The organism is Phycisphaerales bacterium (genome assembly GCA_020852515.1).
Lineage (GTDB): Bacteria > Planctomycetota > Phycisphaerae > Phycisphaerales > UBA5793 > UBA5793.
The window spans coordinates 72541-98985 of sequence record JADZAS010000009.1 but is presented as its reverse complement, the minus strand read 5'-3'; the positions used below and the strand labels follow the sequence as shown (position 1 = coordinate 98985).

At 60.8% G+C, this 26445-nt stretch carries 28 protein-coding genes; 17 read left to right on the top strand and 11 right to left on the bottom strand.

Going from position 1 to position 26445, the window contains the following annotated elements; translation table 11 throughout:
• Positions 1 to 55: 55 nt before the first annotated feature.
• The 7 genes from rnk to IT430_04405 all read right to left on the bottom strand — a co-directional run bounded on the left by rnk (position 56) and on the right by IT430_04405 (position 6375).
• A complete protein-coding gene (rnk, locus tag IT430_04435) occupies positions 56 to 475 on the bottom strand; it encodes a nucleoside diphosphate kinase regulator (protein MCC6907169.1) in 420 nt (139 codons plus the stop codon).
• A 63-nt stretch (positions 476 to 538) separates the two neighbouring features.
• Positions 539 to 2050 carry a Glu/Leu/Phe/Val dehydrogenase gene (locus IT430_04430; protein MCC6907168.1) on the bottom strand — a complete coding sequence of 504 codons (1512 nt, stop codon included), beginning with the start codon at positions 2048 to 2050 and terminating at the stop codon, positions 539 to 541.
• 80 nt (positions 2051 to 2130) lie between these two features.
• Positions 2131 to 2439, bottom strand: a complete 309-nt coding sequence (locus IT430_04425) for a hypothetical protein (protein MCC6907167.1) — start codon at positions 2437 to 2439, stop codon at positions 2131 to 2133.
• A 417-nt stretch (positions 2440 to 2856) separates the two neighbouring features.
• Positions 2857 to 3465, bottom strand: a complete 609-nt coding sequence (locus IT430_04420; protein ID MCC6907166.1) for an HPF/RaiA family ribosome-associated protein — start codon at positions 3463 to 3465, stop codon at positions 2857 to 2859.
• 135 nt (positions 3466 to 3600) lie between these two features.
• Complete coding sequence (locus IT430_04415; GenBank protein ID MCC6907165.1) at positions 3601 to 3837, bottom strand: thioredoxin family protein; 237 nt, start codon at positions 3835 to 3837, stop codon at positions 3601 to 3603.
• A gap of 90 nt (positions 3838 to 3927) precedes the next feature.
• The gene (locus tag IT430_04410; GenBank protein MCC6907164.1) at positions 3928 to 4161 is read right to left on the bottom strand and encodes a DUF2934 domain-containing protein; all 234 of its coding nucleotides are present in this window, start codon (positions 4159 to 4161) and stop codon (positions 3928 to 3930) included.
• A gap of 759 nt (positions 4162 to 4920) precedes the next feature.
• Complete coding sequence (locus IT430_04405; protein ID MCC6907163.1) at positions 4921 to 6375, bottom strand: sigma-54-dependent Fis family transcriptional regulator; 1455 nt, start codon at positions 6373 to 6375, stop codon at positions 4921 to 4923.
• A gap of 269 nt (positions 6376 to 6644) precedes the next feature.
• Here IT430_04405 and IT430_04400 point away from each other — a divergent pair, with 269 nt between their 5' ends.
• The 5 genes from IT430_04400 (at position 6645) to IT430_04380 (ending at position 12173) form a co-directional block, all read left to right on the top strand.
• Positions 6645 to 7436: a nucleotidyltransferase domain-containing protein gene (locus tag IT430_04400; protein ID MCC6907162.1), complete on the top strand. Its 792-nt coding sequence runs from the start codon at positions 6645 to 6647 to the stop codon at positions 7434 to 7436.
• Between the two features lie 1673 nt (positions 7437 to 9109).
• A complete protein-coding gene (locus tag IT430_04395; protein MCC6907161.1) occupies positions 9110 to 9601 on the top strand; it encodes a VOC family protein in 492 nt (163 codons plus the stop codon).
• Positions 9602 to 9735: 134 nt separating this feature from the next.
• Positions 9736 to 10374: a trimeric intracellular cation channel family protein gene (locus tag IT430_04390; GenBank protein ID MCC6907160.1), complete on the top strand. Its 639-nt coding sequence runs from the start codon at positions 9736 to 9738 to the stop codon at positions 10372 to 10374.
• A gap of 174 nt (positions 10375 to 10548) precedes the next feature.
• On the top strand, positions 10549 to 10737 hold the full coding sequence (locus tag IT430_04385) for a hypothetical protein (GenBank protein MCC6907159.1): 189 nt from the start codon (positions 10549 to 10551) through the stop codon (positions 10735 to 10737).
• 68 nt (positions 10738 to 10805) lie between these two features.
• The gene (locus IT430_04380) at positions 10806 to 12173 is read left to right on the top strand and encodes an NAD(P)/FAD-dependent oxidoreductase (GenBank protein ID MCC6907158.1); all 1368 of its coding nucleotides are present in this window, start codon (positions 10806 to 10808) and stop codon (positions 12171 to 12173) included.
• Positions 12174 to 12323: 150 nt separating this feature from the next.
• On the opposite strand, the gene IT430_04375 is transcribed toward IT430_04380, so the two are convergent.
• Entirely contained in the window at positions 12324 to 13106 is a 783-nt protein-coding gene (locus IT430_04375) for a DUF4136 domain-containing protein (GenBank protein ID MCC6907157.1), read from the bottom strand.
• 23 nt (positions 13107 to 13129) lie between these two features.
• Complete coding sequence (locus tag IT430_04370) at positions 13130 to 14614, bottom strand: potassium/proton antiporter (protein MCC6907156.1); 1485 nt, start codon at positions 14612 to 14614, stop codon at positions 13130 to 13132.
• A gap of 317 nt (positions 14615 to 14931) precedes the next feature.
• Here IT430_04370 and IT430_04365 point away from each other — a divergent pair, with 317 nt between their 5' ends.
• From IT430_04365 to IT430_04335, 7 genes are all read left to right on the top strand, one after another.
• Complete coding sequence (locus tag IT430_04365) at positions 14932 to 15741, top strand: hypothetical protein (GenBank protein ID MCC6907155.1); 810 nt, start codon at positions 14932 to 14934, stop codon at positions 15739 to 15741.
• A 215-nt stretch (positions 15742 to 15956) separates the two neighbouring features.
• The gene (locus tag IT430_04360; protein ID MCC6907154.1) at positions 15957 to 17201 is read left to right on the top strand and encodes an MFS transporter; all 1245 of its coding nucleotides are present in this window, start codon (positions 15957 to 15959) and stop codon (positions 17199 to 17201) included.
• 36 nt (positions 17202 to 17237) lie between these two features.
• Positions 17238 to 19484, top strand: coding sequence for a molybdopterin oxidoreductase family protein (locus IT430_04355; protein MCC6907153.1), 2247 nt, complete (start codon positions 17238 to 17240; stop codon positions 19482 to 19484).
• 71 nt (positions 19485 to 19555) lie between these two features.
• Positions 19556 to 20179 (top strand): 4Fe-4S binding protein, encoded by a 624-nt coding sequence (locus tag IT430_04350; protein MCC6907152.1) that lies wholly within the window; start codon positions 19556 to 19558, stop codon positions 20177 to 20179.
• Positions 20180 to 20234: 55 nt separating this feature from the next.
• On the top strand, positions 20235 to 20783 hold the full coding sequence (locus IT430_04345) for a Rieske 2Fe-2S domain-containing protein (protein MCC6907151.1): 549 nt from the start codon (positions 20235 to 20237) through the stop codon (positions 20781 to 20783).
• Entirely contained in the window at positions 20780 to 21022 is a 243-nt protein-coding gene (locus tag IT430_04340) for a hypothetical protein (protein ID MCC6907150.1), read from the top strand. Before IT430_04345 ends, IT430_04340 begins: the two co-directional genes overlap by 4 nt.
• Positions 21019 to 22152: a tellurite resistance/C4-dicarboxylate transporter family protein gene (locus IT430_04335; GenBank protein ID MCC6907149.1), complete on the top strand. Its 1134-nt coding sequence runs from the start codon at positions 21019 to 21021 to the stop codon at positions 22150 to 22152. Before IT430_04340 ends, IT430_04335 begins: the two co-directional genes overlap by 4 nt.
• 48 nt (positions 22153 to 22200) lie before the next feature.
• On the opposite strand, the gene IT430_04330 is transcribed toward IT430_04335, so the two are convergent.
• Both IT430_04330 and ric read right to left on the bottom strand, forming a co-directional pair.
• The gene (locus IT430_04330) at positions 22201 to 22746 is read right to left on the bottom strand and encodes a hemerythrin domain-containing protein (protein MCC6907148.1); all 546 of its coding nucleotides are present in this window, start codon (positions 22744 to 22746) and stop codon (positions 22201 to 22203) included.
• Positions 22746 to 23486 carry an iron-sulfur cluster repair di-iron protein gene (gene ric / locus IT430_04325; GenBank protein ID MCC6907147.1) on the bottom strand — a complete coding sequence of 247 codons (741 nt, stop codon included), beginning with the start codon at positions 23484 to 23486 and terminating at the stop codon, positions 22746 to 22748. Before ric ends, IT430_04330 begins: the two co-directional genes overlap by 1 nt.
• A gap of 153 nt (positions 23487 to 23639) precedes the next feature.
• On the opposite strand from ric, the gene IT430_04320 reads away from it, so the two are divergent.
• The 5 genes from IT430_04320 (at position 23640) to IT430_04300 (ending at position 26439) form a co-directional block, all read left to right on the top strand.
• On the top strand, positions 23640 to 24110 hold the full coding sequence (locus tag IT430_04320; GenBank protein MCC6907146.1) for an Rrf2 family transcriptional regulator: 471 nt from the start codon (positions 23640 to 23642) through the stop codon (positions 24108 to 24110).
• Positions 24111 to 24113: 3 nt separating this feature from the next.
• The gene (locus IT430_04315; GenBank protein ID MCC6907145.1) at positions 24114 to 24605 is read left to right on the top strand and encodes a hemerythrin domain-containing protein; all 492 of its coding nucleotides are present in this window, start codon (positions 24114 to 24116) and stop codon (positions 24603 to 24605) included.
• A 72-nt stretch (positions 24606 to 24677) separates the two neighbouring features.
• On the top strand, positions 24678 to 25055 hold the full coding sequence (locus IT430_04310) for a DUF488 family protein (protein ID MCC6907144.1): 378 nt from the start codon (positions 24678 to 24680) through the stop codon (positions 25053 to 25055).
• A gap of 38 nt (positions 25056 to 25093) precedes the next feature.
• Positions 25094 to 25960 (top strand): 4Fe-4S dicluster domain-containing protein, encoded by an 867-nt coding sequence (locus tag IT430_04305; protein MCC6907143.1) that lies wholly within the window; start codon positions 25094 to 25096, stop codon positions 25958 to 25960.
• A gap of 89 nt (positions 25961 to 26049) precedes the next feature.
• The gene (locus IT430_04300) at positions 26050 to 26439 is read left to right on the top strand and encodes an AraC family ligand binding domain-containing protein (protein ID MCC6907142.1); all 390 of its coding nucleotides are present in this window, start codon (positions 26050 to 26052) and stop codon (positions 26437 to 26439) included.
• Positions 26440 to 26445 lie beyond the last annotated feature (6 nt).

Genomic DNA, 26445 nt, shown 5'->3' with positions numbered 1-26445 from the left:
ACTGAACATGAACTCGCCAGCAGCCCAATCTGGTGACAGCCATTGGCGGAATGCGCTAGCGATCCCATTCGCCGGCAGCTTCCGGCTGGTGAACAACCTCGACGATGCGGTAGGTGCGCCGACCCGCTGGCACGTCCCACTCGACCGTGTCTCCAACACGGTATCCCAGCAGTGCCGTCCCGAGAGGGGCGAGTACCGAGATGCGCCCATCGTCCATATTCGCCTCGTCCGGATACACGATGGTCCACGTTTGCCATCCGCGGCTACCCCTCGTGGCCACACGCACGGTTGAGTTCATTGTGATCGTGTCTGCCGATACGTCTTCGGGAGCGACGATCGTGGCACGATCGAGTTCTTCGGTAAGTGCGCGCAGATACTCCTCACCTTCGCCGCGCGAGAGACGGCTGGAGCGCAGCAGTTCCTGCAATCGCTCGAAGTCCTTCTGAGTGATGACGATGTTTCGGGTTCCAATCATTATCAAGTCTCCGTGCCAACACACTTACGTTGCTGGCCTTTCAGCAAGACCCAAATACCAGTCTCACGCCCCCATCTCTCGGTATGTCGTCGCGATTTTGTCCATGGCAACAATGTACGCGGCCGTTCGAAGATCCAGTACTCGACCATTCGCGTGCCGCACGAGCTGCATCTCTTGGTAGGCGTGGCGCATGGTGTCATCGAGCCCCGAGAGTACGAGATCGACCTCGGCTGTGCCGCGACGAATCCGGTGCTGCAATGCCTCCGGGACGCTTCGGCCAACCATGTGCTGAAGCGCTTCAAGCAGCTCCTCACCGCGAGCCTCGTCCATACGACGTTCCAGACGCCCGAATCGGATGTGCGTGATATTCTTGATCCACTCGAAATACGACACCACGACGCCCCCGGCGTTCAGATAGATGTCCGGAATGACCGTCTTACCCGCGGCTTGGAGGATCTGATCTGCTTCGGCAGTCACGGGGCCGTTGGCCGCCTCAGCGATCAGCGTTGCACGGATACGTGGTGCGTTCTCGCTGGTGATCTGATCCTCCCGGGCGGCCGGGATGAGGATGTCACACTCCGCCTCCAGAATCTTTCCGCCGTCTTCGACGAACTGGGCATCAAGGAAACCGCGCACACCACCGGTCTCTCGGAGGTGTTCGTAAACCGCTTCGACATCAAGACCCAACTCGGACACCAGCGCGCCATCATGTTCGATGATCGCAATCACGCGCACCTCATCTTCCTCTGCCAGCGCCCTGGCGGCGTGATACCCGACGTTTCCGAGACCCTGAATGATGACGGATTTGCCCGCGAGAGTGCCCGACAGTTTCGCGTCACGCACATCGTCTTTGTGCCGGAAGAACTCGCGCAGTCCATACTGGACACCGCGTCCTGTTGCCTCCCGTCGCCCGGCGATGCCGCCTTGGGAGACCGGCTTGCCAGTGACACATGCGAGCGCGTTGATATCGCCCGGGAATTGAGTACGGTAGACATCGGCAATCCAAGCCATCTCGCGCGGGCCGGTGCCCAAGTCAGGCGCGGGCACGTTCAGGCTCGGACTGATGAATCCCTTGGCGATCAACTCGCGCGCGAACCGGCGCGTAATCCGTTCCAGGTCCTCCTCATCGTACTGGCGCGGATCGATGATCAACCCGCCTTTGGCGCCCCCGAAGGGCACATTGACCAGAGCACACTTGAAGGTCATGAGAGCCGCCATGGCCTCGACCTCGTCTTGGCTCACAATGGGCGCAAAGCGAATGCCTCCCTTTGCGGGCAGACGATGCTCGCTGTGCACGGCGCGCCAACCCGTGAAAAGCCGATACTCTCTGCCAAATCTTACGGGGAATCGCACCTGGTACACGGCTTTGGTCTGCTTGATCTGCTCAGACAAGCCCGGGGCGAGTACGAGATAGCTGGCGGCACGGTCGATCATGCGGTGCACGCTGCCCAGCAGGGAGCCATCGGCGCCGAGGGATGGAGTCGGCGACCCCGTTCTGCTTATCGCGCGTTGATGCGCCTCACGGCCAGTGCCTGTGGGGAATTCGAGTGAGTTCGGTGCTTGCGTCGTGGACATCAGGCAACTCCTCTTGAGTGCTAACCAGATCGCGAACGCGCCGTTTGAAGCACTCGGTATCAGTACGATGGACGGTTCGGTCAGCGGCGCGCGTGCTGTCCACGCAGTCGACGACCTGTGAATCCGGATCGGAGATTGTCAACAGGATCGATGCGCGTAAATGCGTCGAGTATGCAGTCAGTCAGTTCGCCGTCATCGTGTCGAATGATCAGGCGATCCAACCAGAGCTTGTGGTTTCGTGAGTGCGCGAACCATGCTCCTGTGGCTTCCTGCCGATAGGAGACGATCGTGCCCTCGACCGCGGGAATCCAGCACCTATCTCGTGTCGGCATCTGACGGACGATGCGCACGCGGCGCCCCGGTTTCAAGATTTGCTTCATGGTGCCCATCTGTTAGGCTTTCCTTTCGAGCCATGGACCTTGCCAGCCACAGTTGGCGTTTCATTTGCTGCCGCCATGCGAGATCGCTGGACACACGCGCGATGAATTCGGAACTATGGGGCCGCTTGGATCGTGCGTCCTGGCCGGCATCTCGGACCTCATGGCGAGAGCGCCGAATGCGACTCGGCAACAGTTGCAGGCAGAGGATTAGCAGTACGATCAGCGTAACGACCGTTACGCTGCCCAAATAGGCCAATAGATCTGCCCAGTTCACGCTCAATAGGGTCCGCATGTTCGACTCCATTCCTTCGCGCACGAGCACCTGCCGAACTTGCACAGATGCCATCAGGCTCACAAGTGCCGCGCTGTCAGTCTTCGCGATCAGCACATCCAATTTGGAAATGGTGAATGCCGATCGATTCAGGATCAGTGTCGTAGACGACGATTCGTATGCTCACGCCGAAGCGTCCGTCGACGACTCACGCGCCGACCAAGTGCAACCCGCAACTTCACCGATGCGGCGTCGATGGCGGCATAGAGATCGCGGTCAGTCGCCTCGGCGATGACTGGTTCACCTCGCCGAAGCCATACGACGATGCGACACGTCTTGTCCACGCCGCCGCGCTCGCCGTTGACATGCAGCAGCCGCACCATGATGCCTTGAATCGATCTTGTTGCACGACCGATAGCATGCTCGACGCGCCGAGCAGCGTACTTCTCAATTGCAGAGGTCAGCTTGAAGGAATGGGCATGAATGTCCATTTGCATGACGACTTGCCTTGCCTTTGAGGTTTGACACTTCACGTGCGTGTTGGTACGAGGAAGAGGGGTCTCCATGAGCGGTGGCGCCGAGCGGCGCGTGTGCGACACAGTTGACTTCGACACCAGCGTCGGAATGGCACCGCCCTCGGATTCCCAGCGCTGCGTTTCGAAGTCAGCGCTGACGGCCCAAGCCGATGACCGATCCACAGGCGCGCCCTTGAGTGGAGGGTTCGGGCCGTAACCGTGAGATGAATGTGTTGAGAGCGAGGTCATTGGGGACAATCCTGTTGCGATGAGTTGGCCTGGGCTGAGACAACGAGCGGCGTAGATGCGGTCCCGTGCCGGCCGTTGACGGCTACCTGAGCGAGCACGTCTACGGCCGGCACACGTCATCGGGCTTTCCGGCGCTCAGGCCTTGAGGTCCTGGAGTGCAGCGCCGAAGTTGATGTGGAACGGGTGGTCGTCGATCACAAGTGCCGGTACTGACTTGACTCCGACGCGTTCAGCGTCGGCGATCCGGTTGCTTTCGCGCCCGAGATTGACCACCTCGACATCGAACTTTGCGGGATCGAGCGAATTGGCGATCTGGCGCTCGGCATCGGCGCACACTGCACAGCCTGCGTGATAGAACACTGCGGTTTTCATTTGGCTAACTCCCTGCATGAAGTGTGTAGCTGATCAGGGGCCGAGAACGCCTCGGCCCGGAGAAGAGACAGAGGGCTGAACGTGGGGTCTCTAGCGAGCCTTGCGGCCTCCCAGTGATGGCTCTGATCGTTTCGCAGCGCGACTCGTCTGGGCGTCACGCAGTTCCTGTTCTGCCTGAAGCCAATCGAGTGTTGGACTGCCCGGCGCACCGTTGCGGGCCTCAAATATCTGGTATGCCCGATGGCGAATGTGTTCATGCGTAATCTCTGCTGGGGCGAGACGGTGCTTTTTTCGATCGCGTGATGTAGTCGGCTTTGTGCTCATGTTGTGCTCCTTCGTTTGTGATCGGATTGGCAGTCAACTGCGGGCGCCATGGTCGGATCAAGAGTGAAACAGGGCTAAGAAGTCACCTTCCGCCCACCACTGCGCCAGGGCGCGCGGCGGGCGCCACGAGTCAGGCCTCTCGTCGCACCGAAGCCATCACGATCGGCGTCTTGAGTGATCGAGAGCCAGACCCACATTCCGACGGCGATTACGGAAGCAAGCGCCCAGGCTACGAACACGGCGTACGCGAAGGTGGTGTAGATGACTGACATGCGAACTCCTTTCCGGTCCGTAGTTGACGGACGAGCTACTTGTACTCCTCACCGTTCCAGATACCGTCTTCAGGCACTGGAAACGAGCAGGAAGAGCGAACATCGCAGTTCACGCAGGGCCCCTTCGGGCCGCGCCCGTTGAAAGCGCCCACTCGAACGATGTCCAGTCCGCGCAACCTCAACGTCGGAGGAAGAGGGAGATGCAGCGTTGAACTGTCTGAAGCGAATCAAGCGCATGGCGTCTGCTCCGAACGGCTGTGGGCCAAGTTGCTCTCAGCCTTGCCATTGAGGAAGCAAAGATCGTGCCACCTCAGGAACGACGCTCACGGCCTCGAAAACCAAGATTTGACGATTGAAGCGGCGGGGAATATCTCCCCTGTGAGGAGATTCTCCTCACAATCCGACTGCACAAACATTGCGATGCCGGCGCGAGTCTGAATCGCGCACGGGCGCATCGTCGCGCTCTCACCCGGGTTGACATTTTGTATCACTGAGGCTTCGCTGAACGCGACACGTCCCCCGGCCGTTCAATCGCGTCTAGTTTCTTGCGAAGCGTCTTGCGATCGATCCCGAGAATGTCTGCGGCCCGACTCCGATTCCCGTCGACAGCGTCCAGAACCCTCTGCACATGATCGAGCTCGACCTCGTGAAGAGTGCGAAGGCTGGTGTTCGGCGTGTGAGTCGGCTCAAAGTGCATCGGACCTGGGAGATCATCGATGTCGACGTACCGGTCATCGGACATGACGCTGAGTCGCTGTATGAGGTTGTCCAGCTCTCGAACGTTTCCTGGCCAGTCATAGCTCTCAAGCGCGCTGAGGGCTCGATCCGAGAAGGCGAGGCGCTCTCCATGTGTCTGGCGGGCCCAGCGATCCACGAAGTGATTGATGAGCAGTTTGACGTCACCGCGTCGTTCACGAAGCGGCGGCAGGTCTATTGTGAGCACGTGCAGGCGGAAAAAGAGGTCGGCACGGAATCGTCCGGCCTCCACCAGATCAGCCAGGTTCTGGTTGGTCGCCGCGAGAATGCGGACATCCGTGGCCCGAGTGTGATCTGATCCCACCATTCGCACTTCTTGATTCTGCAGCACTCTCAATAGCTTCGCCTGCACGGCCGTGTTCATCTCGCTCACCTCGTCCAGGAAGATCGTCCCTCCTTCGGCCGTCTGAAAGAAGCCGGCGCGGGTGGTGTCCGCCCCGGTGAACGCGCCTTTGACGTATCCGAAGAGCTCGCTTTCGACAAGGCTCTCCGGGATGGCCGCGCAATTGACCGGGACGAACGGCGCGCCCGACCGCTTGCTTCCATAGTGGATGGCGCGCGCCACGAGTTCTTTGCCAGTTCCGCTTTCGCCGTGGATCAGAACCGTCGCACTTGTGGTACTGGCCTTCTCGATCGCTCGGTACACCGCTCGCATCGACGTCGACTGGCCGACGAGACCCTGGGGCCCGTCCAATTTCGCGGGCTTCGCTGCACCCGATGCCTGAGAGTGACGTCTCTTTTCCAGATGGTGCGCGCGTTCCCGCCGCCATTCCGACGTGAGAAAGTCCGCCAGCCGCCGCGCGACCTCATGGATCAGCAGTGCTTCCTCGCGCAAGAATGCGGGCGTTGATCCGTCAGGGATGGTCTTCTTGTAGACCACTTCAACTTGGCCGACGACTTCGTCGAAGACCCGAATGTCGGACGATTGCTGATGGACGACCTTTGGCGTTGGACTGCTCTCGAAATTGCGGTTGTCCAAGCGCAACCGCGCGGCGGCGATGGAAGGGAATTGCATGCCCGCAGGAAGGCTCTCCACAAGCGACTGAAGCTTCTCGTCAACGGACCGACGCTCATCCGCCAGGATTGCAGAGACCTCATAGAGGCAATGAAGTTCCTTGACGCGCTCCTCGAGCGCATGCGCTAACTTTTCGGTGTGGTGTGGTTCTTCGTACGGTGTGTCTGTCATCGCACCGGGCTCGCATCTGACAACAGGCACCCCCACTCTGTGTGAAAGATCAGACTCGTTCCGAGGAGTGTCGCGACGATCATGGTTGTCTCGGCAGGTGGTACCCTCTCTATCATATCGAGATGATCGGACCCCGGTCAGAGCGTGCGAATGTCCAAACGGCTGCGAAAGGGGCCGCTGCGGGTTGCGTGTGCGGCGTTGCGGCCGACATGCGGACAGTCGCCCTGGAATGAGTCGCGTACAGAGGAGCAATTCTCGGAGGGTTTCCGATGCCGAACAAAGAGTTGCGTACGCTTCGGGAACGAGCAAAGGAACTTCGTTGCTTGTACCGCGTTCATGAAGTCGTCTCTCGACGAGGCCAACCGCCATCGCATACCTTCCTGGCGGTGCTGGAGGCGATTCCGGAAGGATGGCAGCGCCCCGATTCAACTGGAGCGAGAATCGAGTACCTGGGGCGTAGCTTCGTCGGACCCGGCTATTCGTCATCTGGCCAATCGATGTCCGAACCCATTCGTCTCAATGGCACCGTCGTCGGTCGCGTCGAAGTATCGGATGCATCACCCGTAGCGGACGAGAGTACGACGTTTCTCGAAGAAGAAAAGGAACTGCTCCGCAACATCGCTCTCCGAATTGGGGAGTACCTCGAGTGGAAGCATACGGAGTTGCTGGGCGAGCGACCCACAACAGCCGGCGTTCACTGGCGTTGGCGAGACATGTATGCCAAGGCGATGGCGGCTGCTTTGGTCCCGGCGCGCTTCGGAGTCTTGGGCGTTTACCTGAGCGGAAGTACTGAGGACGGGAACGCCGGTCCGGGCAGCGACATCGACCTGATCGTTGTCTGCCAAGGCTCGGAAGAGCAGAGGACAAGACTGAGTCATTGGTTCGAGGGCTGGAGCCTCTGTCTGGCCGAACTCGCCCTGCAGCAGACGGGGTGCCGATTCACGGGTGGGATCCTCAACATTCAGTGGATGACGGAGATCCCCGACCTCCGACATCGACCTGACCTGAGGTCGCTGCGGCTTGCCGGCCTCCAATCATCAGGTCCCGGTCGCCCTTTGTGATATCAAGACGTGTCGCGCAGACGGGTGGACCAGCCGCCCGAAGCCGTATGCAAGATCTCTGCCGCATCCCCGTTACGACTGCCCCGTCTACAATGGCACACGATGGGCGCACCATCTCGTCATGAAGACTCGGTGCATTCGATCGGACAGTTGCCCCGGCTCCTCTTCGCGATGTGGATCATCGTTGCAGCGGCGGCCCAACCGGTTCTGGCTGCGCGACAGCCTGGCCCGGCGGGTTCGACTGCGTCGCAGCCCTACGCCCCCGAGTGCACGGTCCTGTTGCCCTTCCCGTCGGGCCCGCCGATGCTCCACGAGGAGCGCCGAGGCGACAATGACCCGCACCCCCAGGAACGCGGCCCCCAACCCAGGCACGCGCTGGTGGGGTCATTTAGTTTCCTCGAACTGCAGTGTGGATCGAATCAGCGAGGGGCTACGCCGCATCGGCAGCGCCTTTCAACTCGTGGTCGACTTCACGCACCCCGCGCTCCGCCACTGATGCACGGCTGATTTTCACCCTTCATTTTGCGCGCTTGGCCGCCTGTGGAACGGAGATCTCCGCTCCGTTTGGCGGCGCGCTTTCAGCTCTGAAACCACGCAGGTGGTCAACGTGCGCGGCGATTGTACGACGTCGACCACTGTGACACACCCAAAGGGTCTACAAGGAGGCCTAACGTGTCTCGCTCGCGAACCGGACATCAGTCTACGCTCGAGGATTCCACGCATTCCGCACACGATGCCGACGGCACTGAGTATCAGTCGATGCGCGGCTGTCTGACCTTGTCCGCACTCACCATCATTTGTGTGATCATCGCGGTTGTGTGCATCGCGCTGTTCGGGGCGCCCTGAGTGTGCTTCCAACAACTTCGATCCCATAACTGCCGATGGCACAGAGTTGTACGAGTGATGGTGCGTGCGACCAGATTGGCTGAGCCTCTGACGTCGTTCAGTCAACCTCGATTTCAGCCTCACCGCACGGATCGGCCGCCCATGAGAGCCGGCGGCGACAACGGTGATAACGACGGCGCTCACTCGACGCAGGTGCGTACGTGTGTCGGAGTAGACTACAATCGTCGGACTCGTTGAGCACATCACGATGCAAAGTTCAATGGGAGCATCTTCATGTCCAATCAACCGACTGAAGTGCTCGTCACTACGGTGGGCGACGGCTACGAGCGACTCGGTTGATCCGGCGAACACAGCTCGCGAGCCGATGAGCCGGTCGAGGTTGGCGGGGCCGACAAGGGGCCTGACCCGATTGAACTGCTCCTCGTGTCGCTCGGCGCGTGCACGTCGATGATTGTCATCTGTACGCACGGCGGAAGGGGCGGCCCCTTGCAAGCGTCTCAATTCTTCTCGGACACCGCAAGATGTACGCTCAGGACTGCGCAGATTGTGAGTACGCAACGGCTCGAGTGAATCTCATAGAAAGGATGTCGAAGCTACCGGAGACCTGTCCGAGGAGCAGCGCATGAGGCTGCTGGAGAACGGCGACAAGTGTCCTGTTCATCAGACACTGATGGGACAGCTGAAGAATCGCAGCGGTGCGATCCCGATGCGTGAGTACTGACGACGCCGCTGAAGCCGCGCCGCGTGCACTCGCCGTCTTGGCTCGGACATTTCGTTCAGGCGCCGCCTGATGGTCATTTCGGCGAAAGGTCGACCCACTACTGATTATGGCTCCCGACAATCCCATCGATCCCGCAACGCGCATTGGCCATGTGCATCTAAAGGTCGCCGACCTGAATCGGTCCCTGTCCTTTTACTGCGATGTGCTGGGCTTTCAGATCACCCAACGCTATGGCGAGCAAGCGGTCTTTCTGTCAGCAGGTGACTACCACCACCACATTGGCCTCAATACCTGGCAGAGCGCAGCAGGCTCGCCGCCGGCGCCTGGCACGACCGGACTCTACCACTTTGCGATTCGCTATCCAACGCGGACTGCGCTCGCCGATGCCCTACGGCGTCTCATGAGCGCTGGGATCCCTCTGGACGGGGCCAGTGATCACGGCGTGAGTGAAGCGCTGTACCTTCACGACCCCGATCACAATGGCGTGGAACTCTACTGGGATCGCCCGCGCTCCGAGTGGCCCCGCGACCCAACTGGGGCAATAGTCATGCACAACAAGCGACTTGCAGTGAACGATCTACTGCGAGAGTCGGGTTAGCGCGCATGTCAAATCTACGCCATTGCACAGTAAATCGACGGCAACGTCCGTCGCGGCAGGGGTGCGGCCGACGGAATGACCGTTCACTTGGAGTCGCGACGGGATGCTGCTGCACTCTGCGTCGGGGGTGACTCTTGCTGGTTGAAGTGGACGCTTCTTTGCGGTATGTCTCTGAACACTTCGCTGTAGCGGTGTGCGCAGTTACAGGAGTCCTCGCCGGAACAAACAAGCGCGTTGATTTGTTCGGCGTGGTCGTTCTTGCACTTGTGACCGCACTGGGTGGCGGAACGCTGCGAGATCTCATCCTCGGGGTGCAACCCTTCTGGGTTGCAGACGCGACGTTCGTGTTGAGCGCCATTTTCGCTGCCGGCGTCACGTTCCTTGCAGCGCGCTGCTGGGATACGCCGCGCGCATTGTTGCTCGTCGCGGATGCGTTCGGGCTCGCTCTCTTCACGATGGTTGGGACGGAACGAGCGGTTCTGTACACCGAGACGAGTATCGTCGCCGTGCTGCTTGGCGTAATGACCGGCGTTGCCGGAGGGATGATCCGCGATGTCCTCACCGGCGAGGTTCCGCTAGTGCTGCGATCGGGCGTCTATCTGTATGCTACGGCCGCCTTGTGCGGAGCGATCACGTACGTGGTGCTCGCCCCTCGAATGGAGGCATGGGGCGTTCAATCCATGGCAATCGTCGTGACGTTGACCCTTCGACTGGCATCGATTCGCTGGAGATTGAAGTTGCCTGAGTTCACGGCACGTGCGGGAAGCAGTTGAGATGCGCTCAGCCGCCCTCGGAACGGCGCCTTCTATGGTAGCAGCGGACCCATCATGGCGCACACGCTTGCGTCAGTTGGTCCAAGTCATGAGCACTTCACACGAAACCGATGATACTGTTCGCGTCAGCATGCTTGGCCATCGCGGCTGCGATCAGCACGATACAATCATGTCGTGATGGCAATCGATGACTCAGACGGCGTACAACCTGTTCTCAAACAGCCAGAGCATGAATCTGGTGTCACGCGAGCGCGGTGGTCGGGAAACGAGACGATCCAGCGCCGCCTGACGGCGCCCAATCAGAGCACATCGGAGAAGGCGCTCGCACAGTGGGAGAACGAGGGAGGCGCCCTGCACAAGTAATCGTAGTGTCGATCCACGTACTCGGGCGTAGGTGATTCCAAAGCGTGAAGCCTACAGAAGCACCCAAAGTGTTCATCGTCGGCGGCGGCTTCGCCGGCCTCGCGGCCGCCAAGGCGTTGGCCGGCGCCCCAGTCGATGTCCGATTAATTGACCGCCGGAACCACCACGTCTTTCAGCCACTGCTGTATCAGGTGGCCACAGCCTCGCTCTCGCCCGCCGACATCAGCTCGCCCATCCGTACGATTCTGCGCGGCCAGAGCAACTGTCAGGTTGCGATCGGGGAGATCACTGCAGTCGATGTCGTTGGTCGTCGACTCATGCTCGCAGGCGGGAGCGTGAGATATGACTATCTCATTCTGGCGGCCGGGGCGACGCACGCTTACTTCGGGCACGATGAGTGGGCCACAATCGCGCCGGGCTTGAAGACCCTCGAGGACGCGACGGAGTTGAGGCGGCGCATCCTGCTGGCGTTCGAATCTGCCGAATACGAAGGCAACCCGGAAGCACGCCGCGCGGCCCTCACCTTCGGGATCGTCGGCGCCGGACCAACCGGGGTCGAACTCGCTGGCGCCATCAAGGAGATTGCCGGGAAGACGATTCCCAGGGATTACAAGCACATCGATACACGGACCACGCGTGTGATCCTTTTCGAGGGAGCCGACCGTGTGCTGCCTCCGTTCCCGCCGGAGTTGAGCAGGCGCGCTCAGCGCGACCTGGAACGCATGGGCGTGGAGGTGCGCCTGAACTCCATCGTCACGAACATCACAACGCACGGCGTATCCGTCGGCGACGAGTTCATCCCGGTGCGCAACGTGTTCTGGGCTGCGGGCGTGAGGGCCAGCTCGGTGGGCCGATCCCTGGGCGTAGCGCTCGACCGTGCCGGCCGCGTGGTCGTCAACGCCGACCTGACCATTCCGGGTCACTCGGAAGTCTTCGTCGTCGGCGACTTGGCCGCGGCCAGGTCAGCAGATACGAATGACCCCGTGCCGGGAGTGGCGCAGGCAGCCATTCAGATGGGCCGCTACGCCGGTCAGGTGATCGCACGCGAGGTCACAGGACGAGCAATGCCCGCCGAGCGCTCCGGGTTTGTCTACCGGGACAAAGGCTCGATAGCGATAATCGGCAAGGCGAAGGCTGTCGCTCACATCGGGCAATGGAAGCTTGGCGGATTCCTCGCATGGCTGCTCTGGGGCGTCGTTCACATCCTGTTCCTGATCGGATTCCGCAACCGTGTTCTCGTCCTGCTTAGCTGGGTCTGGGGTTGGCTTCTGAACACGCGCGACGCCCGCCTCATCACCGGCGATTCACGCCTCAACATTCAGGTGCCTCGCCCGCCCGACTTCGTTCCTGACGAGGTACGCGCGGACCGTGATGCGCGCGAAGCGTCGGTCCACTCCGCTGGTGGAGTTACAACGTCGACAACGGGTCAGTCGTGAGCGTTCATGCGAGGGTCGTATGCATCAATGTTCTGGGTGGGTGAAGGTCCTGACCGCGTGGTCAGCTCGGCTCGCCGACAGTGGCTCACGAGTCCTACATGTCGAGACGAAACAAGTTGAGAACTGGTACTATGATTTCGACTGAATGGCCTACAAAGCCTTCGGCGGAAACGAATCCAACATCTCCGACACCGCCAGTCGAACTCGCCGATCGCGCTCGTGTTCGCTGACATCGACGACAAATCTCCCGAGCGCCGCTGCACGCCATAAGACTGTGTGGGAGGCCGCGTCGAAGAGGCTCAGGAGGATTGTGCCCTGGGCCAGCTTCGTGGGATTCCGAACTCCATCGTGCTGCAAGGCCGTACGAAGCGCTGCCTTCCATTCTCCGATGTCTCGGTCGCCAAACGAACTTTGCAGATCGTCAATCGGAATGCCATGGTCGACACACACGACGATGCGGATCAGGATGTCCGCATCGCTCTGCTTGACTGGTTGGAAGCCCTTGGTCGAAAGTACTTCACTCAGAGCGGTCGAGATTCGCGTCCGAACTGTTGCACGGTCGATGGGTGACCGTGCAGCTACTCGAATGTCGGGATAGAAATCGACAATCGAGAAGGTGCCCGCCTGAGGACATCGTGCTTCTGGATCAAAGGTCCAGGCGATGGTTCTGTGTTGTGCATGTCGGACGTACACAGTCTTCAGATGGGCCGCTCCCCGCACCTTCAGTTCGAACAGTCCGGGACCCTTCACCTTGACATCCTTGATCCACGAATCTGGCAGGAGCTTGGCCAGCGCACTTGTCACCGCGTCTGGGAGCATTGCTCTTCCCAGATCTGTGGTAGACGCGATGACGACGAGGACCACCAAGACGAGGAGAGCGACGAACGCGCTTGCTCCGTACTGAACTATCGTTTGAAGGAAGTCGTCACTCATTGATTGAATTCCCAACAAATGGCCTACTCATCGAGCGAGCGGCCGAAGAGAACGCGAATGGGCGCCTCGTCTTCAGGTTGGCGAAAGACGTAGACAAAGTCCCCTGCCTCGAGCCGCGTCCGTCCACGCGCTGGGATGAGCTCCTCGCCTCGAACAACAAGGAGCACCGTCGCGTGCTCGGGCAAAGCGAGCTCAGACAGGGCCGCCCCACAAGCCGTGGCCGGCGGTTGGAGGCGATAGACGCGGATATCGCCACTCAGCCGTGCCCGGGAGTGCATCTCAATCGACGCGGATGGTGGCGGCGGCTTCTCATCCACGAGATCCAGACGCCTCGTGAAGGGGATGATGCTCGCGCCGGGAATGACGGTACTGACAACGACAATAAAGAAAACGACATCGAAGACGCGCTCGGCGCTGGGAATGCCGGCCATGATCGGAATCGTGGCGAGCACGATCGGGACTGCACCGCGGAGGCCGACCCACGCGGTGTAGAGGATTTCGGCTTTGCGCCATCTGAATGGGACAACACACGCAGCAGCGGCAAGTGGCCGAGCAACGATTGCCAACACGAGACCGAGCGCGAGACCAATCCCCGCCACATCGACCAATCGGCTTGGAAACGAAAGCAGGCCCAGCATGAGGAACATGGAGACTTGGGCGAACCAGGCGACCGAGTCGTGCACTCGAGTCAATCCCGCCTTATATGGCAGCGGTCCGTTGCCCAATACTGCGCCGGCCGCGAACACTGCAAGGAATCCGCTTCCGTAGGCAAGAGTGGTCAATCCGAACGCCAGGAACGCGGTTGCGAGCGTGGCTACGGGATAAAGCCCAGCCGTACTCAGGTTGACTCGGTTGAGAACCCAGCGGGCGGCGAACCCGATCAGAACACCGATTGTGCCGCCAGTGATCAATTGTATTGGTACAAGCACCAAGTTCCATGTGCTTGGGCCGGCGCCGCTCCCGATCACTTCGACGATCGTCATAGTGACGATGATCGCCATCGGGTCATTTATGCACGACTCGACTTCAAGTGTACTGCGGACAGGCTCTTTGACCCGAATACTCCCGCCGCGCAGCACGGCGAAAACGGCCGCCGCGTCAGTCGACGAGACGATCGCCCCTATCAGGAGAGACTCGCCCCATGGCAGACCGAAGAGTCGGGCCGCAACCGCGACGATACCCGCGGTGAAGGCGACTCCGACCGTCGCAAGGATGCCCGCAGGTCCAATTGTTCGACGGATCGACGAGTGCGCCGTGTTCAACCCACCGTCAAAGAGGATGAGAACCAGCGCAATGGTGCCGAGCCGAAACGCGAGTTCATAGTCTTCAAAGCGGATCCGGCCAATGCCCTCCGACCCGCCGAGCATTCCAAGGAGCAGAAAGAGAAGGACCACGGGCACTCCGAGCCGGTCCAATGCTCGGGTGAAGAGCACGCTGAACGCAATGAGCAGGCCGAATACGAGCAGCAATGTGGCCGTCGTGGAAGGTTCTGTGAGTGACAGCATCATCGCCGAGATTATCGCACAAACTCCTAACTTGTCGCGTCAGTTCCGGGCTGGCAGTCGAGTGGGCGGACTCGACCCAGGGATCGCTCCGTCAGGGCCCATTCGCATCGGACAACAGGGCTGCGGAGCGTCCGTATCGAATGACATCGGTGTGGGCTCGAGTCCGCAAGAGTTGGGGAGCTACTCAGCAATCGACTCGCTCGCGAAGCGGTGCACGGCCGCCGGATCAAGATGTATCCAGCGCGCTGCTTCCCGGCACAGCCAAGACCTCTTCATCCACACGCTCACCGACCCACACGACAACCTCGTCGATCGCTATCTTGGCGCAACTGTCAGCCGAATTGCAGGAAAGCAAGCCGATTCTCCTCGGTCAAGTCTCTGTGAGCATTGCCCATGATGACGAACACCGTTGCGCCCCCGGGATGATGAAGAGTCGGTTGCAAACGCAACCGGCCCTGTGGTCCAGCAAAGGCGCCCTCGAGAGAGACCTCGACGGCGTCCACACCTCGATCTGCGATCCCGACTCACCGTGCAACACGATCAACCCCGATACGGTCTGCTGTCAGTGGCGCACCTGTTTGATCCTGGCTGACACCGGCATCAACGCGACTCAGTACGTCAACTCCAATTGCACCGGCACGAGCAACACGTTCGACGTGCTGATCGCCAGCGCGGTACTCGACTACCAGGTCATCGGCACGACGCGGCGGTTCATCCTCTGGGTCACGGCCCTTCCCGGCGGCGGCATCCCCATTCCGATTTTCTTCGGTGTCGCCAACTTCGACGCCCGCCAATGCGCAAACTACGCGACCTGGCCGCTGATGATCACAAACGGTCTGAGCAGCACGGGCTGCATTTGCGGCGGTTCCGGAACTGCGATGCATCCAGCCGCGACGGGAGGCACGGCGACATTGACGATGGCGTGCGATACGGATTGCAGTGGTCTTGAGCCGGGGCTCGGGCTGGAATCGCTTGAAGCGCCCGGACCGCGGATTGCGGCACATCGGATAGTGGATGCCGCTGCTCTGGATTTGGCAGATGCGCGCGAGGAACGGAGACGGGGATGTACGGGGTGCCGGAAACGGCGCGCAACAGCGCGTCTGAGATGCATTCAGTTCCCGGCCCGGTGACCTTGCAATCCTACGGAGGCGACGCGAGCGAATCAGGGTGGACAGCGCAGGCACAAAGCGCCGAAAGCTCAACCCCAACCAACGAGCCGCCTCGTAACGAATTCCCGCCTCAATCGCCCATGGAAACCCTCGCTTGCTCCACATCACCAGTCTGATGTCGACTCCCTCGGTACGGCGAAGTGAGAGAGGAACGATGTTGCAGATGTCGACGCAGGATGCGTCTCGAAGGTTCAAGTGATCCCGCGAACTCGTCGCGAGCACAGGGACGTCTTCCGAGCGCACGGGTATCATCCGGATGTTTCCGAAGGCTACCTGCATGCTCGTTCGGAGCTGCGTGGGTCGAGTGGATGGAAGGATCGGATTTGACCAGACCAGTTCTCAAGTCCGGATTGTGGGCCGCGATCATCACCGGACTGCTGGCAATCTTGATTGTCCTTGGGTCGCGGAATCTAACGCATCTTGATGCAGCGTTGATCGGCTACTTGTTTGCGTCACTCTTCGCCACCTTTGGACTGACGTACCGCTACGCAATGTGGCTGCAGCGTCCGCCGACCGCGATGTACTGGAGGCGAGGGTGGCGCGTGTTCTTCCGCTCGGGACATTTGTGGAGGAATACGGCGGAGTGGTTCCGACGTTTTTTCCGGGGTTTTGCCCTGAATCTGTTCATCTGGAAGCGAGGTCGATCCCGTTGGGCGGCGCACTGGCTGATCATGTGGGGCTGCATTCTCGCGTCGGCGATCACGTTCCCGCTTGTCTTCGGCTGGATCCACTTTGAGACCCTCCCGGACAACCTCGAGTGGTACCGCGCGTACGTATTCGGCCTGCCGACTTTTGCCTTTCCGGTCGACTCCATTCTCGGATTCATCACGTTCCATGGGCTGGTGTGGGCGGCGTTTCTAGTGATCGGCGGCGTCATGATCGCGATGCGACGCCGCATGCGTGAACACGGCGCGGCGGCGGTGCAGGAATTCGGTGAGGATATCCTTCCGCTTCTCCTGCTCTTTGCCATCAGCGTAACCGGGCTAATGCTCACGGCGAGTTACACGTGGATGAAAGGCTATGCGTTTGATTTTCTTGCTATCCTCCACGCCATCACGGTCATCTTCACGCTTCTGTACCTGCCATTTGGAAAGTTCTTTCACATCTTCCAGCGGCCGGCACAATTGGGCGTGGCGTTCTACAAAGACGTGGGCGCGGCCGGCGCGCAGGCGGCGTGTCGGCGCTGCGGCGAACCGTTCGCATCGCGCATGCAGGTGGAAGACCTGATCACCGTTGAACGTCAACTGGGCTATCAATACGAACTCCCGAACTCGGCTATCGAACATTATCAGTGGATCTGCCCGCGCTGCCGGCGCTCGATGCTGGCGGTGGCGCAAGGCACCCTATGGGAGTCGGCTCGTGCGGAAGAATCGCGAGCGTCAGCGCTCACCAACGCAATGGACCCTGCAGGATTCGAGTGATTCACCCGCGATTCATCTCCGTACAGATGGAGCATCATGGCCACTCTGCCAGTCGAGAAACTTCAGATCATCCAAGAATTCGGTCCGCACGGCGCGTTCATGTCGGGAATCCGCCTCGACCCCGGCGTCGAACCCGATCGGATTGTCAAGACCCACTGCTGTTTCTGCGGACAACAGTGCGGCATCCAACTCAAGGTCAAGGACGAGCAGGTCATTGGCTTTGAACCCTGGCTCGAGTTCCCCTTCAACCGCGGAATGCTCTGCCCGAAAGGCGTGAAGCGCTATCTCCAGGGTTCACACCCGGATCGATTGCTCAACGCCGTCGAGCGCGACGGGTCTGTCCCGAGCGGGTTCAAACCGATCGAGTACGAAGCAGCGATCCGTCGGGTGGCGGAGGCGATCAAACGCATCCAGAACGAACATGGCCCCGATTCCTTTGCCATCCTCACGGGCGCGAGTCTCACGACGGAGAAGGCGTATCTGATCGGAAAGTTCGCTCGCATGGCGCTGCGAACGGCGAACATCGACTACAACGGCCGCTTGTGCATGGTGAGCGCCGCGGCGGGCAACAAAAAAGCGTTTGGGATTGACCGGGCGGCGAATCCATGGAGCGACATTCCGAATTCCGAAGTCGTCTGGATCAGCGGCGCCAATGTCGGCGAGTGCGCCCCCATCACCACCGACTATGTCTGGCAGGCGCGCGAGAACGGCGCGAAGATCATCGTCGTCGATCCGCGCATCACGCCCATTGCCCGTACGTGCGATCTTTTCCTGCCCGTGAAGCCGGGACGCGATGCGGCTCTGTTCAATGGCATCCTGCATCTCATGATCGAACACGACTGGATCGATCATGCGTTCATTGAAGGACACACCGTCGGGTTCGATGCCGTCGCGGCCAGCGTGAAAGAATGGACGCCGCAGAAGACCGCTGACGTGACGGGCATTGCGGTCAAGGCGATCCAGCGCGCCGCGGAATGGTGGGGAACGGCCAAGTCGAGTTTCCTCATGCACGCGCGCGGGATCGAGCACCACGCGCACGGCGTTCAGAACGTGCTGGGCGCCATCAACATCGTCCTCGCCTCGGGTCGCATCGGGCGCGAAGGCGGGGGCTACGCCACGATCACCGGGCAGGGCAATGGGCAGGGTGGGCGCGAGCACGGCCAGAAGTGTGATCAACTGCCCGGCGCGCGGGATATCTCCAACTCGGAACACCGCGCGTTCATCTGCAAAGTCTGGGGGATCGAAGAAGCGGATCTGCCCAAGGCCGGCGTGGACGCCTACGAGATCATCCGCAAGATCGATCGGGGAGAGATTCGCGGGCTGATCAGCATCTGCTTCAATCCGCAAGTCTCTCTGCCGGACAACAATTTCGTCAGCCAGGCGCTGGACAAACTCGAGTTCTATGCCGCGATTGACTTCTTCCTGAACGAGACGGCCCAGCACGCCGACGTCGTGCTTCCCGGCTCGCTGCATGAGGAAGATGAAGGCACAGTCACGCAACTCGAAGGACGCGTGATCAAGATCAACAAGGCAGTCGACTGTCCCGGCGAGGCCCGTCAGGACTGGAAGATCATCCAGGACATCGCCCACGCCCTCGGGCGGGAACACGGCCTGACGTTTGCCTCGCCTGCGGAAATCTTCGACGAACTTCGTATCGCCAGCAAGGGCGGTGTGGCGGATTACTCGGGCATCACCTACGAGAAAATTGAGAACCAATTCGGCGTGTTCTGGCCATGCCCGAGCGATGATCATCCCGGGACGCCGCGTTTGTTTGAGCCCGGCTCGTGGAATCCGGTCGCCAAGGGCTCCGGGCCGTTTTACTTCCCGGATGGCAAAGCGCGCTTCAACATCGCGGAGTACCGCCCGCCCGTCGAAGATACGGACGCCGAGTACCCGCTCATGCTCACGACCGGCCGCGTGGTCAGCCACTTTCTCTCCGGCTCCCAGACGAGGCGCATCGGCCCGCTTGTGGAGCAGTATCCCGAGCCGCGTATCGAAATGCATCCACGGCTCGCCGAGCAGCACGGAATCGCGGACAACGATTGGGTGACGGCCGAGACGCGGCGCGGGGACACGACGCTGCGGGCGATGGTCGTCACCACCATTCGGCCCGACACCATCTTCATCCCCTACCACTGGCCGGGGCGCAAGAGCGCCAACCAACTCACCAACTCGGCCCAGGATCCGATCTCCAAGATTCCAGAGTACAAGGCGTGCGCCGTGCGCATCCGCAAGGCCCAGGGCCCACCCGATTGGGAGGCCGAACTCGAACCGCAGCAGTGAGGCAGTTGAAGCGCCATGGGCGGCCTCGGCATCCGGGCGCCTGAATCCGCGACATCATGACAGGAGTGGTGATGCCCGTTCCGGAACACCTTGAGTTCTTTATTGACCCCAGTCGTTGCATCGGATGCGAATCGTGCGTGCAGGCGTGCAGCGAGTGCGACACGCATCGCGGCCATTCGATGATCCATCTCGAATACGTCGAACGCTCGCGAACCACGCAGACGACGCCAGTGATCTGCATGCACTGCGACTCTCCGACCTGCGCGGAAGTCTGCCCGGCAGACGCCATCAAGCGCACCGAGGACGGCGTGGTGCAGAGCGCCCGCAAGCCGCGCTGCATCGCGTGCAGCAACTGTGTACTGGCATGCCCCTTCGGCGTGCCAAAGATGAAATCCGATCTCGAATTGATGATGAAGTGCGATATGTGCTACGACCGTAGTTCAGTGGGCAAGAAGCCGATGTGCGCGTCGGTGTGCCCCAGTCAGGCGCTGTTCTTTGGCACGCGCGAGGAGATCGAGCGCTTGCGCAAGCGATCGGCGGCGGTCAACCGCTTTCGCTTCGGCAACCAAACGGTGACCACGAAGGTGAACATGATGGTGCCGCGCGACGCCCGCCCCGAATACATCGATGTGGCCGCAGCGATGGAGGAGGATTCGCTCGGCGGGGACATCATGCTCAACGTGTTGTCGACTTAGTGCCCCAGTGTGCGGCAGCAACGACCGAGAGGACCCTTCAAAGGCAGCCAGACACATGACCCGACCTGATCTCAATCAAATCGTTAGAACTCCGGACGGGCGACCCGAGGTCGAACAACCCAAGTGGCGTCGCGACTTTCCGATCGATCTCCCGCAGGACGAGTACGTTGCGCGGCGCGATTTCACCAAGTTCATGGTTCTCACCAGTCTCGCCTTCGCCGTCGGCCAAGTCTGGATCGGAATCGAAAACTGGCGGCGCCGACGGCGCGGCCAGCCGCCAATCGCGGAGATCGCCAAGGTGAGTGACGTACCGATCGGTTCGACGATCACTTTCGCGTATCCTCAGCCGCATGACGCCTGCCTGCTCGTTCGCACCGGCGAACTGACCTGGCTGGCCTACGCCCAGGAGTGCACGCATCTCGCGTGCGCGGTCATTCCGGAAGTCGACAAAGGCCAGTTTCGTTGTCCTTGCCACCATGGCTACTTTGATCTCACCACGGGCCGGCCCATCGCCGGGCCGCCGCGCCGGCCTCTGCCTCGCATCACGCTCGATGTGCGAAATGGCGCGGTCTATGCCACCGGCGTGGAGGAGCGCACCGCATGAGCGACCCGCGCAATCGAAAAACGCCCTTCTTCTCGCGATCACAGCGCATGGCCGTTGTACATGGCATACTCTGCTTTGTCCTGATTCTTGATGTGCTTCAACTATGGTTGTTGACGGCGACGATGAACGCCTGGCTCGGAGGTGACTCTGCCGTAATCTGGCCGGCCGCAATTGTCAGCATCGTCTGCCTGGGTCTCAATCTCGGATTGCTCCGCTACCTGTACAGGATGGAGCGATGAGCCAACCGATCCAGCCGCACCAGGCCCACGCCGCTACGCCGAATACGGCGAAGAACAATCCGCCCGCGGCAAACGGCCTGCGCGCCCGGATCATCCTCGGCGCGCGCGATCTCCACCCAGCATACTTTGCGATGGTAATGGCGACGGGAATCGTATCCATCGCCTGCCACCTGCTTGGCCACAGTTGGCTCGCCGCCATTCTGTTCTGGCTCAACGTCGTCTTCTATGTCAGTCTTTGGGCCATGACCGGCATTCGACTGATTAACTACCCCCAACAACTCTTCGCCGATTTGCGCGATCACAACCGAAGCGTGGGGTTCTTCACGATGATTGCAGGCACCTGCGTGCTGGGCACGCAAACCCTGCTCATCGCACGACAGCCAGGCGCAGCCAAGGTCCTCTGGTTTTTTGGGCTGGCGCTGTGGATGTTTCTGATCTATGCGGTGTTCACCAACCTGACGGTCAAACGGGAAAAGCCGGAACTGGCGCGCGGCATCAACGGCGGCTGGCTCGTCGCCGTCGTGGGAACGCAGGCCGTGTCCCTGCTCGGGAGTCAACTGTCGGAATTTTTTGCAGCGTCACGCCAGGAGATTCTGTTCCTGTCACTGATTCTGTGGCTTGGCGGCGGGATGCTTTATGTCTGGATCATCTCGCTGATCTTTTACCGCTACGCTTTCTTCGTCCTCGAACCCTCGGATCTGGCGCCGCCGTATTGGATCAACATGGGCGCGATGGCCATCTCGACCGTGGCCGGGACGGTGCTCATCGACAATACCCCCGCCTCTCCCCTGCTCCAGAATCTCTCGCCCTTTCTCATGGGCGTGACACTGCTGTTCTGGGCGACGGCCACGTGGTGGATTCCAATGCTCCTGATCCTCGGCACCTGGCGTCACATTTACCGGCGCTTCTCGCTTCGCTATGACCCGCTCTACTGGGGCGCGGTCTTTCCGCTGGGCATGTACACCGCCTGTACCTTTCGCATCAGCAAAGTCATGCCGCTGGATTTCCTCGACGTCATTCCCCGCGGGTTTGTTTACGTCGCACTGGCGGCCTGGGGACTGACGTTCTTCGGGCTGCTGCTCATGCTCGTAAGAACAATCCGACCAAAGGACCCGGCGATGGCGCGCTAGGGACGCGCAGCACCGAATCAAGCTTACCGGCAATCGGCGCCTGTGGGGTCACAAGCCACGACGTTTGGCCATTTCACCGCCGATTTCAGCCAGGCTGGCTTGGTCCAGCGCCATTGAAGCTGCGGGAAAGAGTTGCTCGTCTTCGAAGGCAATGTGCGCGGCGTATAGGCCGCTCAGCAATCGCAAATCTTCGCGGATCCGATCCAGGTCGGCCGCATCGAGCCGTCCGTTTGACAGCCATCCTCTCCCGATGCGTTCGATGCGCGCATGAATCGTCTCGGCATGGCGATGGTCGCGTTCCAGCGCCGCCGCCTGCTCGACGACTGGCGCCAGTGCGGAATCGTGCGTTTGCCGCAGCCGCGGGAAGAGCGACTCCTCCTCATCAGCCGTGTGATTCGGCGCGGCATGAGCGAAGTAGTCGAGCGCGGCGGCGAGGGCCCGCCGCGCTTCGTCGTTGAGTTCGCCTTGACCGAACCGATCGACCACCTTCTGCAGAATGCCGAGAAAGTGTTCGATGCGGCGGTGGCAGTCCATCAGCAGTTGGATGGGCTCCGTGAAGTCCGCCTGCGTTTGGCCGCCAAGTTGCACGGGCATCAGACGGCCGCCTTCTGCTGCAATTCGGCTTCGAGTTGTATCGCCTTTGGAAAGAGCACGTTGTTCTCCTTGTGAACGTGCTGGTGCATGTCGCGCTCGAGATGGGCCAGGCCGTCGAGCATGGCGCGATAGGTGTTGCAGGCCCACTCCGGCGGCTGGTAGTCATCGGTGGCGCGGCGCATCGTGGCGAGCGCATCGCCGACGTGTTCGTGCTCCGCCTCCATCTGGTTGATCGGGTTGGCAATGGAGCCGCAATGGAATGGCTGTGGCCCGTCCGCTTGGGCCATCTCGCGGATCATCGGGAAGAGAATGCGCTCTTCCTTTATCATGTGCTCGGTCAGTTCATCTCGCAGCGCACGAAACGCGCCCCGCACCTCGGCCAGGCGCGGCTCGTGTTCGCCATGCACGCGGTACACCTTTTCGGTGATCTGGTCGAGGCGCGGCAACTCGGCGCGCAGGTATGCATGATGCGTCTGCACGATGTGGTCTGCCAGTTCGGCCAGCCCCATCGCGTTGGCATCGATGAGCACGGCGTCGTGGCCCTGGGCTTTGGCATCGGCGGCCTCCAGCATGGCCGTCACGGCCTCAATCTCGAGCCCACGACCTTTGACGGCCTGTTCAAGCGGGATCTTGCCGCCGCAGCAGTAATCAATCCCAATGCTCTCGAAGAACCGGGATCGGCCGGGACGCTGGGCAACCAGTTGACCGACAGTGGTGGCGGGATCGATATGGGTGGTCATGAAGGGACTCCGTGGGAAGGGGTTAGTGGATCGAATCGTCAATTCCGATATCATTCATTCGTGCTTCAATGCTTTCTTGACTTCTTTTAGGACGATCATATCCTCAGGACCAGCAGAATCGCCGAATTCGGTGCTCAGACAGGGAGAATTAGTGTGAAACTTCTATCCGACGCCGGAGAATACGCCCTTCGGGCCACGGTCTGGCTCGGCCAGCATTCCGGCGAAATGCTGAAGGTGCGGCAGATCGCCGAGGGAACGCGGGCGGCTCCGGGCTACCTGATTAAGGTCTTACAGGCGCTGGCCAAGGCCGGCATCCTCTCGGCCCAGAGGGGATCCCTCGGCGGCTTCACCCTCCAGCGCGATCCGGAGAGCCTCCCTGTCCTGGATGTCATCAATGCTGTCGACCCGATCGAACGCATCCTCTCGTGCCCTCTGGGGATCGAGTCACACGGCACCCACTTGTGTCCGATGCATCGACGCATCGATGAAGCAATGTCTCAGATCGAACGGAGTTTCGCATCCGTTACCATTGCGCAACTGATCAACGAACCCTCGCGCTCCCGGCCACTGTGCCCGGCGCTGTGCGCTGAACCAACCGTGTCGGCCACTCGCAAAGGAGATTGAGTCGTGAGCAACTCCGAACACCCCCCACTGACACGCGAGCAGGTGCTCGCGCCCTTCAGCCGCGATCACTACACCGGGCTCGTGCAATCCAGCCGTTTACGCAAGGCCCCTCCCGACGGCGCAGAAGCATGCGCCAAACTCGCGACTGACTTCATCGACGCCTGGGATCGCGAGATCGCCGACCACTTTGACGACGAAGAGCGGCTGCTGCTTGAACTCATGAACGATCCGGATCGGCAGAGGCTATTGAACGAACACGGTCAAGTACGCGACCTGGCGGCGCGGATTCGCGCTGAACGCGATCGGGGACGTTCCGAATCCGTCACGCTGCGCGCGATGGGCGATCTGCTTGAATCGCACATCCGCTGGGAGGAGCGCGACTTGTTCAATCGACTCCAGCAGGCGCTGACAGACGAGCAACGACGCGCTTTGGAAGCCCAGACGGCCGTGATCGATCCGGCACGCGGGCGAAAGCCGCGACACACGCGAGACTGACGCCGCGCATCGAAGGGCGCGGCATTGCAGGCACTGGCGCAGTCCATGCTGCTTCGGTCCGGGAGATGACCTATGCACATCGAGATCAAACGCATCTACGACGACCCGTCGCCTGAGGATGGCACGCGCGTACTCGTCGACCGACTCTGGCCCCGCGGGATCTCCAAACAGCGAGCTGCCATCGACCTCTGGGCTAAGGACCTGGCGCCGAGCACCGAACTGCGCCGGTCCTTCGGGCACGAGATGAGCCGGTTTGACGCCTTCGCGCGCGACTATCGAAAGGAACTCCGCGCAAATGCAACTGCGGTGGACGCTTTTCTAACGCGCATTGACCGCCGCCGTCGCCTCACGCTGCTCTACGGGGCGAGAGATCCAAAGTTGAACCACGCGATTGTGCTCAGGTCAGTGTTGAAGGATTGGTCGCAGGCACAGAGTCGCAAGCGCCCCTGATTGCCACCAGCGCCGGTCTCAGGAAAGAGGTGGAACAGATGGACGATCAGGCCGATGCACAAGTTGTGGTATTGCGAATTCGCCGTCAAGATCACCCCGATGCTTCCCCGCGCTGGGAGGACTTCACCGTGCCGCGCGTGTCGGGCGGGAACATCATCTCGTGCCTGCAGTACATCGCGGCGCATCCCGTCACAACCGATGGCACACCGACCACGCCCGTCGTCTACGACTGCGGCTGCCTCGAAGAAGTGTGCGGCGCCTGCACCATGCTCGTGAACGGCAAGGCACGGCAAGCCTGTGCCGCACTGGTGAATCGGCTGGAGCCAACCTACACCCGTCAACGGTCCGCGCGCGATCATCCGGCCTACAACCCGGTTGATTATGACGAGCACCCACCGATGCGCAAACGTCACGCGCCGCAGATGGAGAAACCGATCACGCTCGAGCCGTTGACGAAGTTCCCCGTGGTGCGCGACTTGTTTGTCGATCGCAAGCGGTTGTTTGACGACCTGACGCGTACGAAGTCCTGGGTCCCCATTGACGGCACCTACAACCCGGGCCCCGGTCCGGCGATGTCGCGTGAACTTCAGGAAGAGCGCTACGCGCTTTCACGCTGCATGAGTTGTGCGTGCTGCCTGGAGGCGTGTCCGCAATACTCCGCGACCAACCAGTTCGTAGGGGCCGCGATCTTCAGTCAGGTGAAACTGTTCAATACTCATCCCACTGGCGAAGTGCTCAAGGATGAGCGGCTGAACCTGATGATGAAAAAAGGCGGCATCGACGATTGCGGCAGGGCGGGCAACTGCGTGGTGGTCTGTCCAAAGGATCTGCCCAATCTCAAATCGATCGCCACGATTGGTCGGCAGACGACACTGGCGGCCATCAAGGCGTACTTCGGCGGATGAAGGGCACAACCACAACATGAACCACGCCGGGAACAGCCCGTGCTTTGATTGAATGACTGATGCCTACACCCGATGAGGAGAGGTTCAACATGAGTGAGCAAGATCCCAAGCAGGTCGTCAGGGAATCCAAATACCGATTCACGGCGCCGCAGCATCACATCGACCTGAACGCCAGGGCGAAGGAACTTCGTAAGGACGCCGAGGCCGGCGAGGCGGGCCACCAACAGCAGACGATCTACAAGCACGGCAACACAACGGTCGCACTGTTCCTCTTCGGTCACCTCACCCACCTGCCCCCTCATCAGGCCAATGGCGTGGTCCTCATCCAGGTACTCAAGGGCCGTCTCCAGGTCACTGCGGAAGAGCAGGTGCATGACCTCTCGGCCGGCACGCTGCTCGCGCTGGCGCCGGGCATCGAGCACAACGTGGTGGCGTACGAGCGGAGCGAAATGCTGCTGACTGTACAGTTGGGGACCTGAGGCCGT

Excerpts from the sequence above, each read along its gene's own strand:
- rnk (MCC6907169.1), bottom strand. The coding sequence starts at position 475 with ATGATTGGAACCCGAAACATCGTCATCACTCAGAAGGACTTCGAGCGA.
- IT430_04430 (MCC6907168.1), bottom strand. The coding sequence starts at position 2,050 with ATGTCCACGACGCAAGCACCGAACTCACTCGAATTCCCCACAGGCACT.
- IT430_04425 (MCC6907167.1), bottom strand. The coding sequence starts at position 2,439 with ATGGGCACCATGAAGCAAATCTTGAAACCGGGGCGCCGCGTGCGCATC.
- IT430_04420 (MCC6907166.1), bottom strand. The coding sequence starts at position 3,465 with ATGACCTCGCTCTCAACACATTCATCTCACGGTTACGGCCCGAACCCT.
- IT430_04415 (MCC6907165.1), bottom strand. The coding sequence starts at position 3,837 with ATGAAAACCGCAGTGTTCTATCACGCAGGCTGTGCAGTGTGCGCCGAT.
- IT430_04410 (MCC6907164.1), bottom strand. The coding sequence starts at position 4,161 with ATGAGCACAAAGCCGACTACATCACGCGATCGAAAAAAGCACCGTCTC.
- IT430_04405 (MCC6907163.1), bottom strand. The coding sequence starts at position 6,375 with ATGACAGACACACCGTACGAAGAACCACACCACACCGAAAAGTTAGCG.
- IT430_04400 (MCC6907162.1), top strand. The coding sequence starts at position 6,645 with ATGCCGAACAAAGAGTTGCGTACGCTTCGGGAACGAGCAAAGGAACTT.
- IT430_04395 (MCC6907161.1), top strand. The coding sequence starts at position 9,110 with ATGGCTCCCGACAATCCCATCGATCCCGCAACGCGCATTGGCCATGTG.
- IT430_04375 (MCC6907157.1), bottom strand. The coding sequence starts at position 13,106 with ATGAGTGACGACTTCCTTCAAACGATAGTTCAGTACGGAGCAAGCGCG.
- IT430_04370 (MCC6907156.1), bottom strand. The coding sequence starts at position 14,614 with ATGATGCTGTCACTCACAGAACCTTCCACGACGGCCACATTGCTGCTC.
- IT430_04360 (MCC6907154.1), top strand. The coding sequence starts at position 15,957 with ATGCGTCTCGAAGGTTCAAGTGATCCCGCGAACTCGTCGCGAGCACAG.
- IT430_04355 (MCC6907153.1), top strand. The coding sequence starts at position 17,238 with ATGGCCACTCTGCCAGTCGAGAAACTTCAGATCATCCAAGAATTCGGT.
- IT430_04350 (MCC6907152.1), top strand. The coding sequence starts at position 19,556 with ATGCCCGTTCCGGAACACCTTGAGTTCTTTATTGACCCCAGTCGTTGC.
- IT430_04345 (MCC6907151.1), top strand. The coding sequence starts at position 20,235 with ATGACCCGACCTGATCTCAATCAAATCGTTAGAACTCCGGACGGGCGA.
- IT430_04340 (MCC6907150.1), top strand. The coding sequence starts at position 20,780 with ATGAGCGACCCGCGCAATCGAAAAACGCCCTTCTTCTCGCGATCACAG.
- IT430_04335 (MCC6907149.1), top strand. The coding sequence starts at position 21,019 with ATGAGCCAACCGATCCAGCCGCACCAGGCCCACGCCGCTACGCCGAAT.
- IT430_04330 (MCC6907148.1), bottom strand. The coding sequence starts at position 22,746 with ATGCCCGTGCAACTTGGCGGCCAAACGCAGGCGGACTTCACGGAGCCC.
- ric (MCC6907147.1), bottom strand. The coding sequence starts at position 23,486 with ATGACCACCCATATCGATCCCGCCACCACTGTCGGTCAACTGGTTGCC.
- IT430_04310 (MCC6907144.1), top strand. The coding sequence starts at position 24,678 with ATGCACATCGAGATCAAACGCATCTACGACGACCCGTCGCCTGAGGAT.
- IT430_04305 (MCC6907143.1), top strand. The coding sequence starts at position 25,094 with ATGGACGATCAGGCCGATGCACAAGTTGTGGTATTGCGAATTCGCCGT.
- IT430_04300 (MCC6907142.1), top strand. The coding sequence starts at position 26,050 with ATGAGTGAGCAAGATCCCAAGCAGGTCGTCAGGGAATCCAAATACCGA.